Genomic DNA, 12,500 nt, shown 5'->3' on the forward strand with positions numbered 1-12,500 from the left:
CGTTGCGTGATGGCTGTTGACAAAATCGAGCCATTCTGACAAGTTAGGTTACGCTGGCGTAAGGTTGCGCGCGTTGTGGGCAATGGAGAAGTTGTCTGTCTGGTTTTGTGGATTGTATACAACGCCGTGTCTAACCGGTTTGCTCTACGGTTATGACACCGTGTCCATTTCGGGAGCCATCGACTTCCTGCAGGACAAGTACGCGCTGAGCCCGGCCCTACAGGGTCTGGTCATCAGCTCCATCATGATCGGCGGCGTGATCGGCGCCGGCTTCTCCGGCTTCCTGTCCGATAAGTACGGCCGCCGCCGAAGCACTGGTCGCCGCGCAAAAAGCAGCACTAGGCCGCGTTTGCTGCGTCTATTGGCGAATTGATCATATGGGTCGTCTGCGTGCAGACGACCCTTTTGCGTTCCGTCGGCTTCTGACACCGTAGAAACGTGCTTTCTCGGCTTCGAGGGGCTGATTTTGCCTTATCTGGAAGTCTACTTCCACTTCGAGGGGCTGATGCCCAAGTAGACACGGCCCTAAAACGGCGGAATGACGTTGACGTGTAGCCGTTTATACTTCCGATTACATGGATGAGGAGCCCCTCGAAGCGGAGATAGACTTCCGGCAAATGCGAAATCAGCCCCTTGAAACGGAAGTAGGCCTCCGGCAAACGCAAAAATTAGCCTCCTCGAAACGGATAAATGCACGTATTGGGTGTAGTGGATGCTTCAGCCCCTGATATCGAAGCATATTTTTTTCTGGTTGGCGCGTCTAGCATGCGCACTCCGCAATCGATAATTCTGTGGCCTCTCTCACTTTAAAAGTCTGGCGTGTGCGAGGGCGTTCGCTTAAGGTGAATGGGATTGCGCGGAATGTGGAGCGCAGGGTCATGACCATGCGCGTGCTGCAGATCCAGCTGCGCTCGCTGACCGCCATGGATATCGTGGCCTACGGCGGTGCGGCGGCCGGCATTGGTGTGGCTCTATGGCAGTATGCGCATGCCACCGCAGCCGCCGCAGGAGCCAGCACCGCCGGCTGGTCGCCGATCATGCTCGCCGCCCACCTGCCCGGCGCATTCGCCTACCTGGCCTACGGCCTGCAATACCTGATGCCGTTCGGTGCGGGCTTCCCGCTCACCCTCGCCGGACTGCTGTTCATTGTGCTGCTGTCCGCCGAATTCTTTATTCCCATGCGTCAGCTTGGCTCGTTCTTCCACGTGGCGATGAACGGCATGACCTCCACCAAGCGCATCTTCGCTCTGCTGGACACCCCGGAGCCCGAGCATGGCACGGCGACCCTGCCGGCCAACGATTCCGATTCCGCTGACGACGGTCTGACGGTCCGCTTCGACCACGTCGGCTATTCCTATGATGATGCCGGGCACGGCGACTCCAAGTCCGCATCCGCAAAGACCGATAAGCAAGGTGAAACCAGCCCCAATTCCGCCGTCGCTCCTGCGCTCACCAACATCACCTTCGCCGCACGGCCCGGTCAGTTCACCGCCATTGTTGGCATCTCCGGTTCCGGCAAGTCCACGGCCGCCTCGCTGCTCGCCGGTACACTGGCCGGTTACCGAGGTTCGCTCACGCTGAACGGCGTCGAGGTATCCGATTTGTCAGGCGAAACACTGGCCGGAGCCGTCACTGTGATTGGTGCCAGCAGCCATCTGTTTGCGGGCGCATTGCGCGAGAATCTTCTGATGGCCTTGCCCGATGACGAGATTCCTGATTCGCCGGATTCCGTGGACTCCCGTCTGTGGTCCGCGCTCGAGCAGGCGCGCATTGCCGACTTCGTGCACGCACAGCCGAACGGACTGGGCATGCCGATTGAGTCCGATGCCGCCAACCTGTCCGGCGGCCAACGCCAGCGCATCGCCATCGCCCGCGCGCTCCTGCATGATTCGTCGGTATTTGTGTTCGATGAGGCGACCAGCAGCGTTGACATGGAATCCGAAGAGCTGATCCTGGATACAATTCGCGAATTGGCGCAATCCCGCGGCAAGACGGTTATTATGATCACCCATCGCATGGCCAACGCCGAACACGCTGATCAAGTGGTGGTGCTCGAACACGGCAAGTCGGTTGAGAGGGGCACCCATACCGAGCTGATGACGGCGGACGGCGTCTACGCCAAGCTGTTTACCACGCAGGCAGATATTGAGAACTTCGGAGAAGGCCATGCTCGGCGTGTGCTGCAGGTTGGTTCTCGCAAGCAGGAGCTGTCCGACGACAGTCGGACTGAGGGTGGCGCAGCGTGCGTAAGCGCAGAGGCGGGTATGACGGTTGACCGCCTGCAGTCAGCTTTGCCGACGGCTTCCGTTGGCGGGAGTGAGCAGGCCTCGGCTGAGACTCCGGCTGGTGTTGCAAATAGCGATTCGTCTTCCAAAATGAGCACATTCCAAGTGATCAGGCGACTGCTTAAGGAAGCCCGACCTCTGGCAGGACTGATGGCAGCGGCCTCCACCGCCGGCACCATCGGCCATCTTTCGGCCACCTTCCTGCCCGTGTTCGGCATTATCGCGGCATTTGCACTTACCGGTAATCCGGTGTGGGGCATGGGTGTTGCGCCCGCCGTCATCATGATGATTATCTGTGCTCTTCTGCGTGGCATCACCCGATACATTGAACAATATCTGAACCACAATGTGGCATTCCATCTGCTCGCACTCTTCCGTTCCAAGGCGTTCGCCGCGTTGCGCAGACTGGCGCCGGCCAAGCTCGCGGGCAAAGGTAAGGGCAACCTTATCGCCATGCTGACCACCGATGTGGAACTGCTTGAGATCTTCTTTGCCCACACCATCAGTCCGGTGGCCATCGCGGTAACCTCCACCATCGTCTACACGATTGTGGCCGCCACCCTAAGCCCATGGATGGCGCTGGCGTTGATTGCCGCCCACCTGGTTATCGGCATCCTTGTGCCGCGATTCTTTGCCACCGGCGTACGTAACCTTGGCCCTGCCATCCGTGGCGCTGCCGGAGAACTCGACGATGTGATACTCGATGACATGCGCGGCCTGGACGAAATCATCCGATTTGGCCGCGGCGAGGAACGTGCGCAGGCCATCGAGGACCGTACCCATGCGTTGTGGAAGGATCACGCCAAACTCAGCAAGGTCAACGGCCGTTTCACCGGAATCAGCGGACTCTTGGTGGCTGTGCTCACAGCGGCTTCGGTCGCCGTGGCTATTGCCTGTGCCGGCGCGAACCCGCAGAGCATTCCGGCTCTGATTGCCGCCTTCGTGCTGTTCGCCAGCTCGTTCGAACCGACTTTGGCGCTCGCCGCCTTGCCCGCTAACCTGACTCAGACCTTCGCGTCCGCTAGCCGACTGTTCGGACTGATGGACGAGGTGCCCGCTGTGACCGAGAATGGCACTGTTGTGCCGCAGGAGTATATGGGCATGCGTCTTGATGACGTCACCTTTGCATATGCGGGGGAGCATGAAGTCCTGTCCGACTTCTCGCTTGACGTGCCGCAGCATGGCGTGCTGGGTATCCAGGGGCCGTCCGGCCGAGGCAAGTCCACCATGCTCAAGCTGCTGCTGCGCTACTGGGATCCGCAGCGCGGTCAGGTGACGTTGTCCGGCACGCCGTTGCCCGAGGTCGATGTGCATGCTCGCCGACGTATTCAGGCCATGATGAGCCAGGAAACCCACCTGTTTGATGGCTCTATCCGAGACAATCTGCTGATTGCTTTGCCTGAGTCCGAGGTTGAAGCTGCAAATGTTGCAGGCAATGGGGAAGTGGGTGCCAAGACCGTTGATTCCCGACAGCAGCGGTTGGCGGCGCAGTCGGCAGAGGGCGATGCCGTTCAGGTGGCAGCAGCTGACGGTCTCGACGCTCGTTTGCGTCAGGCTCTCGCCAAGGCCTCCGTGCTTGATCTCATTGATTCCCTGCCCGATGGCCTTGATACTCAGGTAGGCGAGTTGGGCGACCGTCTATCCGAAGGTGAACGCCAGCGTATCGGTTTGGCTCGTGTGTTCCTGCGCAATGCTGATCTGGTGCTTTTCGACGAGCCGACCAGCCGTTTGGATGCTTTGAACGAGGCTATTATTCTACGTTCCATTCACGCTATGGCCGTGGGTGAGCAGCATGCAGACAAGGAGCGCGGCGCGGCTGTGGTGCTGGTCTCCCACCGCGAATCCGCCATGCGCATTGCTGATGCGGTACTCAATCTGTAACTGCCTGTAACTACGCGGGAATCACATCGCATTGCGTTACGTTACCGCGTTGCACTGCGGTTCCTCGCGGGTGGCGGCGATGCCATCTCCGGTCGTCATTGCGTTGCTGCGTTTGTGTTGCGATATGTGATGCGGCAACGCAGCAATGCGGCAATGCAATGTGATGTGACAACGTGGCAACGTAGCGATGCAATAACGCGGTAACATGGCAACATGGCAATGCAGTAACGCAACGCAGCATTCACGCCTTGATCAAAGCGCCGATGATGAGCGCCTTCTGCAGCCCTGGGCGGAACAGGTCGTGAAATTCATGCGACATTTCGGTTTCGAGTTTGACCGATGCATGGATGTCGTCAGTGCGAAGGCGTGCCTGTTCGGTGCCGATGATGTGCTCGAGCACCGCGAATCCCTCTTCGGTTTTGCCGGCTTGAATGAGGAATCGTGGGCTTTCCGGTGCTCGCACCATGGAGAGCAGGAACGCGGCGGCCGGAATCGCACCCAGCCTCAGCATCCAACGCCAACCGGCGTTGACATCCCAGCTTCTGGAACCGTAGGAGGCGATGATGTAGTTGATGACATTGGTCAGGAAGATGCCGCATACCGCGAGGAGCTGATAGGAAAAGGCAAGCAGACCGCGGATATTGACCGGCGCTTAAGGCCAGACCGAACGTATATTTGCCCGATCCGTGAGTACGTATGGTTGTTCCCAAGGGATTGCGCTGCTTGGAAGTAGCTTGAAACAGGCCCGCCATGTGCTTTTCCTCTCAATACAGCTATGGGGGGTGCCTGTTCATACTAGTCAGATTCTTGTCATATGGCGTTGAATATCTACAAATGTGGGCACTGGTGAGGCGGCTGAGTGGTGGAATCGCGCCGTGGTGTGTGGGTGTTGGGGACTCACGAGCATGCTGCGCGTTATTTGGTGGTGTGCTGAGAGTCGGGACCTACTCACGTTGGGGGAGGGGATGAAGAGCCTCTGAGACAAGTCGCTGTTCGACTGGAGATTTGCTCACGTGGAAAGCATGGAAAAGGCGAAAAAAATCAGGCGTGTCGGGTGATTTGACAAATTGGTACACAGGTGTATCATCTTAGGTATTGGTACACGGGTGTACCAAAGAAAACACCCCAAGGAAAGGTGGCCAGAGGAGACTTCGCAAGCGGCCAAACGAATTGAAATCCAACGCAGCAGTCGATTCGTTTTTGGCAATCGGAAGGCAGTCGTCAACAATCGGAAGGCAGCCAAAGACAGCCGGAAGATAACCGAGAAGTAACCGGACGAAAACCGGAAGCCAGTCGGAAGAAAGCCAACCACCCGCAAGTCAACTCCAATGGTCCAGAAGGAGATAACATGCGCAACACCAAGAAGGTCATCGCGGCAACGGCAGCCGTGGCCACGCTCGTCGGTCTCGCCGCCTGCGGCAGCAGCAACGACAACGGCGCCAACAAGGGTGACGCTGACAAGGCCGAACTCGTGTTCTGGGGCTGGGATTCCGGCAACTCGATGAAGGAAATCCTCGCTGACTTCGAGAAGGCCAACCCCGGCATCACCGTCAAGTTCAACAACACCGGCACCGCCGAGAAGACCTCCACCGCGCTCTCCAACGCCATCGCCGCAGGCAACGGCGCCCCTGACGTCGTGATGCTCGAAGATCCGACCGTCACCCAGTTCGCCGTCACCGATGGCCTCGTGGACCTGAGCGAATTCGGCGCCGACAAACTCGCCGACGACTTCGCCGCCGGCCCGTGGAACAAGCTCCAGTACAACAACAAGCCGTACGCTCTGCCGATTGATTCCGGCCCCGAAATGTTCTTCTACAACAAGGCAGTGTTCGACAAGGCCGGCGTGGACGGCGAGTCCATCAAGACCTGGAACGACTACTACGAGGCCGCCAAGAAGATCCGTGCCACCGGCTCCTACATCACCAATCTGGCCGGTACCTCCAACGACTATCAGCCGTTCACCGCCCAGATCTGGCAGGCCGGTGCCCAGCCGTGGAAGGTCGATGGCGAGAACATCACCATCAACATGACCAAGGACGAGGGCATGCAGCGCTATATCCAATTCGTCCAGAAGCTCATCGACGAAGACCTCGTGGACGCCAAGACCCCGAACTGGTCCGACGATTGGAACCGCGAGCTCAACGATGGCACCCTCGCCTCCCTGACCATCGGCGCTTGGATGCCGATCAACCTCATGACCGGCGCCCCCGATCAGGCCGGCAACTGGCGCGTCGCCCAGCTGCCGCAGTGGGAGGAAGGCAAGGAAGTCTCCGCCGAAGACGGTGGCTCTGCACTTGCCGTCACCTCGCAGTCCAAGAACCAGGCCGCTGCCTACAAGCTCGTTGAGTACATGACTCATGGCGAGGGCGCTCAGACCATGGCTGACACCGGTACCTTCCCGTCCCTGAAGAAGATCCTCCGGTCCGACTCCTTCACCGACCCGACCACCGAGTCCAACAAGAAGACCAACGACTACTTCGGCGGTCAGAACGTCAACGAAGTCCTTTCCGCCGCGGCTCAGCGCCCGACCGAGAAGTTCCAGTACCTGCCGTACAACCCGTACGCCCAGACCGCTTACGGCGACGAAGTCTCCAAGGCCTACTCTGGCGACATCACCCTGGAGAAGGCGCTTGAAAACTATGCCAACAAGCTCGCCGAGCAAGGCAAGCAGCAGGGCTACAACGTCACCGTCAAGTGACGCAACCGATCTATTGCCGGTACATCCGGCACTGACCAACAATCAAAACCTGCGGCTAGGCCACTCTCCTTCCGCCTAGCCGCCCGATCTCCCAAAGCGGGGATGCTCCCCAGTGTCCCCGCTTTCCCGTGCCCTCGCCTGACGTGACCGCTCCAATCGAGCGACCCCCTGGTAGCGGGCGCAGCACAGCAATCCGTATTCCAAGAAAGCAATCGATTATGTCCGATCAAACAATGGCCGCAGCCCCGCAGCCAACGGTGGGAATCCTGCCTGAGGAGGCGGATCTGCACACGGCCGAGGCCCGCGTCAACAAGCACAAGGCCGACTGGCGCGGCTGGAAGTTCATGTGGCCGTTCGCCGTGGTGTTCGTCTTCGTGTTCATCATCCCAATTGTGTACGCCATTTACATCTCCTTCTTCAAGAAGCAGATGATCGGCGGCACCAAGTTCGTCGGCTTCGAGAACTACGCCCGACTGATTCAGGATCCGCAGTTCTGGAGCTCGGTGGGCCGCGTCACTATCTTCACCGTATTCCAGGTGCCGATCATGCTGTTTCTGGCCGCAGCCATGGCCCTCGCTTTGGATTCGATGAAGCTGCATGGCACCAAGTTCTTCCGCATCTCCACATTCCTGCCCTATGCGGTGCCCGCAGTGGTCTCCACCATGATTTGGGGTTTCGTGTATGGCGCCAAATACGGTCTGGTCGGCTCCCTCAACGACTTCCTCGGCACCAACATCGATGTGCTCAACCCCGACGTGCTGCTTGCATCCATCGCGAACATCAACACGTGGGAATATGCCGGCTACAACATGCTGATTTTTTACAGCTCCCTAAGCACCATTCCACACAGCTTGTATGAGGCCGCCTCCATCGACGGCGCTTCGGAGTGGCAGATTGTTAAGAAGATCAAGCTGCCGGAGCTGAAGGGCTCGCTGGCCATCACGGTGATCTTCTCGATCATCGGCAGCTTCCAGCTGTTCAACGAGCCGAGCATTTTGCAGAACATGGTTCCGGGCAACGCGATCACCACGTACTACACGCCGAACATGTACGCCTACAACCTGAGCTTCACCGGCAATCAGAGCAACTATGCCGCAGCTCTGGCCATCGTGATGGCCATCATCACCATGGCCATTGCGTATGTCGTCCAGCTTAAGAGTATGAAGGAGCAGATGAAGTAATTATGAGCACTGCAACCATGACTTCAACAACAACCATGACCCTGGCCGATCTCAAGGCTCAGGAAAAGGCCGCCAAGAAGGCCGAGAAGGAGCGTCAGAAGCGCATCGACGCCGACGAGAAGGCCGAGCGCAAGCGCGCCGCCAAAACCGGTTTCTCCAACCCGGCGAACCCGACCCGCTCGATGGCCCTGACCATCGTGTGCGCGATTTTCGCGGTCTACTGCCTCTTCCCGTTTGTCTACCTGATGATTAACGCCACCAAGACCCAGTCCGACTTCACTTCGACGTTCGGCCTCGGTTTCGGCAAAACGTTCGCCCTGTTCGACAACATCGCCACGGTGTTCACCTATCAGGACGGTATCTTCGGCCGCTGGTTCGTCAACACGATTCTGTATGTGGTGGTCGGCGCCGGCGGTGCCACCTTGCTGGCCATCATGGGCGGCTATGCGCTGGCCAAGTTCCGCTTCCCCGGCCGTAAGCTGTGCTTCGTGATCATCATCGGCGCCATTTCGGTGCCGGGTATCGCGCTGGCCGTGCCGCAGTTCCTGCTGTTCGCCAAGATGGGCCTCACGAACACCCCGTGGTCGATGATTATCCCGAGTTTGGTATCCACGTTTGGTCTGTATCTGATGTGGATCTTCTCCGATCAGGCCGTGCCGGATGAGCTGCTTGAAGCCGCGCGCGTGGATGGTGCCGGCGAGTTCCGCACCTTCTTCCAGATTTCCCTGCCGCTGTTGGCACCCGGCATCGTGACCACTGCATTGTTCGCCATTGTAGCGACGTGGAACAACTACTTCCTGCCGTTGATCATGTTGAAGGATTCCAACTGGTACCCGTTGACGATCGGTCTGAACCAGTGGAAGGACCAGGCTTCAACCGCAGGCGGTCAAGCTATCCAAAACCTCGTGATTACCGGTTCGCTGATCACGATCATCCCTCTGGTGATTGCGTTCCTGTGCCTGCAGAAGTACTGGCAGTCAGGCCTCGCCGCAGGCGCCGTCAAGGAGTAACCTCTGGCTCCCTCTGACGGGAGCTGGCCGCGGAGCGGACTGAGGGTGGTCATATGGGGATTCGACTGGCGACCACCCCCAGTCAGCTTCGCTGACAGCCCCGCCAGCGGGGGCGGCCTCTCTGGTGTTCACAACCTGCAAGCACAGCACTTCCCGCAAACCGATACAATAAAGGATTTGATTAATATGACTACTCATAGAGCATTTAGGTGGCCGTCCCTGCTGACGGAATCCGGCCGCGGCATCGCGTTCGGCGGCGACTACAACCCGGACCAGTGGCCCGAGGAGACGCTGGACGAGGATATCCGTCTCATGGGTGAGGCCGGCGTGAACGTCGTATCGCTGGCAATTTTCAGCTGGGACAAGATCGAGCCGGTCGAGGGCGCGTTCACGTTCGAGTGGCTCGACCATGTGATCGACAGGCTCGGCAGAGCCGGCATCGCCGTGGACTTGGCCTCCGCCACAGCCGCCGCGCCGCTGTGGCTGTACGAATCCCATCCAGAGGTGCTGCCGGTAGACCGGTATGGTCATACCGTCAACGCGGGCTCACGCCAGTCGTGGCAGCCCACAAGCCCGGTGTTCAAGGAATACGCGCTGCACCTGTGCCGCAAACTTGCCGAACACTACAAGGACAACCCGTATGTGACCGCCTGGCACATGGGCAACGAATACGGCTGGAACAACCGCTACGACTACTCCGACAACGCCTTGGCCGCGTTCCGCACGTGGTGCGAGGCCAAGTACGGTACCATCGACACGTTGAACGAGGCGTGGGGCACGGCCTTCTGGTCGCAGCACGTGAACAGTTTCGACGAGGTGCTGCTGCCACGTCACATGGGCGGCGACGCCATGGTCAACCCGTCGCAGCAGTTGGATTACGAGCGGTTCGGCAACGACATGCTGCTCGACTTCTACAAAGCCGAACGCGACGCCATCGAGCAGATCTGCCCCGACAAGCCGTTCACCACGAACTTCATGGTCTCCACCGACCAGTGCGTCATGAACTACGCCAAATGGGCGGATGAGGTGGACTTCGTGTCCAACGATCACTACTTCCATGAGGGCGAATCCCACCTGGACGAACTCGCCTGCTCGGACGCGCTCATGGACTCCCTCGCGCTGGGCAAGCCGTGGTACGTGATGGAGCACTCCACCTCAGCCGTGCAGTGGAAGCCGCTGAACACACGCAAACGGGCCGGCGAACTCATGCGCGACTCCCTGGCCCACGTGGCCATGGGCGCCGACGCCATCTGCTTTTTCCAATGGCGGCAATCCAAGTCGGGCGCCGAGGCGTTCCACTCCGCCATGCTGCCCCACGCGGGCGCCGATTCCAAGGTCTTCCGCGGCGTATGCGAGCTCGGTAAGGCGCTGAAGACCCTTTCCGACGCCGGGCTGCAGGGCACTGAGCTCGAGCGTGCCGGCACGGCGATCCTGTTCAGCGCGGAATCCGAATGGGCCACACGCTCCGAAACCCTGCCCAGCATGAAACTCAACCACTGGCACGACGTGCGCGACTGGTACCGCGGCTTCCTGGATGCCGGGCTGCGCGCGGACGTGGTGCCGCTCGCCTACGACTGGACCGGCTACAAAACCATCGTGCTGCCCACCGTGCTCAGCCTGTCCGACGAAGACGTTCTCCGTATCGCCGACTTCGCGAAGGCCGGCGGAACCGTCATCGTCGGCTATGCCGCCGGCCTGATCGACGAGCACTTCCACATCGGCCTCGGCGGCTACCCCGGCGCCGGCAACGGGCTCCTACGCGACATGCTCGGCATCCGCTCCGAAGAATTCAACATCCTCGGTGAAGAAGCCGAAGGCGAGCCCAGCGAAATCAGCCTGTCCAATGGTCTGACGGCCCGCCTGTGGCAGAACGACGTGACTTCCGTAGCCGCGGACACCACAGTGCTTGCCTCTTACGCAGGTGAGTCCGCCGCCGACTGGGAGCTGGAGCGCACCCCCGCCATCACCAGCCGCCCCTATGGCAACGGTACCGCCATCTACGTGGGCTGCGACCTCAACCGTCACGACATTGCCCAGTTGCTCAAAGCACTTGGCTCCCGATGGCAGGAGTTGTCGGCGCAGCCGACTGAGAGTGGTCAAACTCCAACCTATCCCACCACAGATCCCCGCATCCTGCACACCATCCGCCGATCCGCAGACGGCTCCACCCGCTTCGATTTCTACCTCAACCGCTCAAACCAGCCCGTCGCCATCAACGGTGTGGAAGGTGATCCCATCATCGCCCACCGTTGCGAGACTGACGCCGTTGGATATACGCTGAACCGCAACGCCATTCTTATCGCTAAAACGTCCTGCTAAACCGCGCTAGAATGGCAATGTTGTCCGGATAGAGGAGTGCGGCATGAGCGACGAGAAAACAGCCAAGCGTCGAGTGACGCTACGCGATGTCGCTCAGGCCGCCGGTGTATCGCTCAAAACTGCGTCGAACGTGATCAATGGCTCCGGGCGTATGACAGATGAGACCCGTGCCAAGGTCGAGTCGGTCATTAAGGACCTCGACTACCGAGTCAACGTGGCCGCCCGCAACCTCAACCGCGATCACACCGGCTTCATCACCCTCGCCGTGCCTTCGCTGATTCCGCCATATCTGGCCGAGCTCGCCAACCGCACCATCGAGGCCGCCCGTCAGCGCGACTATTCCGTATACGTCACCACGTATGCGGAAGGCTCCGCGAAAGGCGCGCGCGATCTGCTGAAGAAGTTCAACTCCACGGTGTCCGATGGCATGATCCTTTCCATGAGCGAGGTGGAAAACATTTCGCCCGATGATCTGAAGGTTGATTTTCCGCTGGTCATCGTTGGCGCGCGTACCACGTGGGGCATTGTGGATCACGTGACCCCAGACGATGTATCCGCAGCCGCCATGGCCGCAGGCTACCTGTATGACCGCGGTTCCACCAGACTTGCAGTGATCGGTGCCCGTGACGTTTACGACGAAGATGCATTGCTGAATGCCGTAGAAGGCAACGCGCAGCTGCGTCTGCGCGGCATCATCGAAGAGACCCGTAGGCGTGGGCTCTCCTTGGATCCGCAGCTGATTGGCAACACCGATCAGGATTGGACCATCGGAGCCGGTGCCCGTGTGACCCAGCGGCTCATTGATTCCGGCGTGCCATTCGACGGTGTGATTGCCTTGAACGATCAGTTGGCCATCGGCGCATTGACCGCTCTGCGCACCGCTGGTTATGAGGTGCCCGTGCAGGTGCAGGTCATCGGCTTCGATAACAACGAGGAAGCCCCCTACCTGCAGATTCCGCTGACCACCATGGATTCCCGCCTTGACTGGACGGCTCCCACGGCAGTGGATCGCATCCTCGGACGTATCGACGGCAGCATCACCAAGTCCGAACTGCTCACCACCGAATCCCAGGTCATCGCCCGCGCCTCCACACGCTGAACGACATTGCTGTAATGCTGGTGTTGC

Annotated in this window: 7 protein-coding genes and 1 pseudogene; 7 read left to right on the forward strand and 1 reads right to left on the reverse strand. The window is 59.6% G+C overall.

Annotated elements, in window-relative coordinates:
* Positions 1-82 precede the first annotated feature (82 nt).
* Together AB5287_RS02175 and AB5287_RS02180 are read left to right on the forward strand one after the other, a co-directional pair.
* Positions 83-373: an MFS transporter gene (locus AB5287_RS02175; protein ID WP_008782886.1), complete on the forward strand. Its 291-nt coding sequence runs from the start codon at positions 83-85 to the stop codon at positions 371-373.
* A 499-nt stretch (positions 374-872) separates the two neighbouring features.
* Positions 873-4,166, forward strand: a pseudogene (locus AB5287_RS02180) (ATP-binding cassette domain-containing protein); the annotation flags it as partial.
* A gap of 241 nt (positions 4,167-4,407) precedes the next feature.
* On the opposite strand, the gene AB5287_RS02185 reads toward AB5287_RS02180, so the two are convergent.
* Positions 4,408-4,806, reverse strand: a complete 399-nt coding sequence (locus AB5287_RS02185) for an MFS transporter (RefSeq protein WP_226817770.1) — start codon at positions 4,804-4,806, stop codon at positions 4,408-4,410.
* A 708-nt stretch (positions 4,807-5,514) separates the two neighbouring features.
* On the opposite strand from AB5287_RS02185, the gene AB5287_RS02190 reads away from it, so the two are divergent.
* The 5 genes from AB5287_RS02190 to AB5287_RS02210 all read left to right on the forward strand — a co-directional run bounded on the left by AB5287_RS02190 (position 5,515) and on the right by AB5287_RS02210 (position 12,473).
* Positions 5,515-6,864, forward strand: a complete 1,350-nt coding sequence (locus tag AB5287_RS02190) for an ABC transporter substrate-binding protein (RefSeq protein ID WP_007055690.1) — start codon at positions 5,515-5,517, stop codon at positions 6,862-6,864.
* Positions 6,865-7,097: 233 nt separating this feature from the next.
* Positions 7,098-8,045: a carbohydrate ABC transporter permease gene (locus AB5287_RS02195; protein ID WP_368220687.1), complete on the forward strand. Its 948-nt coding sequence runs from the start codon at positions 7,098-7,100 to the stop codon at positions 8,043-8,045.
* 2 nt (positions 8,046-8,047) lie between these two features.
* Complete coding sequence (locus tag AB5287_RS02200) at positions 8,048-9,055, forward strand: carbohydrate ABC transporter permease (protein WP_007055725.1); 1,008 nt, start codon at positions 8,048-8,050, stop codon at positions 9,053-9,055.
* Positions 9,056-9,241: 186 nt separating this feature from the next.
* Complete coding sequence (locus AB5287_RS02205; protein ID WP_368220538.1) at positions 9,242-11,374, forward strand: beta-galactosidase; 2,133 nt, start codon at positions 9,242-9,244, stop codon at positions 11,372-11,374.
* A gap of 43 nt (positions 11,375-11,417) precedes the next feature.
* Positions 11,418-12,473 (forward strand): LacI family DNA-binding transcriptional regulator, encoded by a 1,056-nt coding sequence (locus AB5287_RS02210; protein ID WP_007055713.1) that lies wholly within the window; start codon positions 11,418-11,420, stop codon positions 12,471-12,473.
* Positions 12,474-12,500: the final 27 nt, after the last annotated feature.

The organism is Bifidobacterium sp. RTP21102st3_E2_RTP21102_210122, from assembly GCF_040916945.1.
GTDB classification, from domain to species: Bacteria; Actinomycetota; Actinomycetes; order Actinomycetales; family Bifidobacteriaceae; genus Bifidobacterium; species Bifidobacterium longum.

What these genes read in the sequence shown, in the direction of transcription:
- AB5287_RS02175 (WP_008782886.1), top strand. Translation starts at nt 83, where the DNA reads ATGGAGAAGTTGTCTGTCTGGTTTTGTGGATTGTATACAACGCCGTGT.
- AB5287_RS02190 (WP_007055690.1), top strand. Translation starts at nt 5,515, where the DNA reads ATGCGCAACACCAAGAAGGTCATCGCGGCAACGGCAGCCGTGGCCACG.
- AB5287_RS02205 (WP_368220538.1), top strand. Translation starts at nt 9,242, where the DNA reads ATGACTACTCATAGAGCATTTAGGTGGCCGTCCCTGCTGACGGAATCC.
- AB5287_RS02200 (WP_007055725.1), top strand. Translation starts at nt 8,048, where the DNA reads ATGAGCACTGCAACCATGACTTCAACAACAACCATGACCCTGGCCGAT.
- AB5287_RS02210 (WP_007055713.1), top strand. Translation starts at nt 11,418, where the DNA reads ATGAGCGACGAGAAAACAGCCAAGCGTCGAGTGACGCTACGCGATGTC.
- AB5287_RS02195 (WP_368220687.1), top strand. Translation starts at nt 7,098, where the DNA reads ATGGCCGCAGCCCCGCAGCCAACGGTGGGAATCCTGCCTGAGGAGGCG.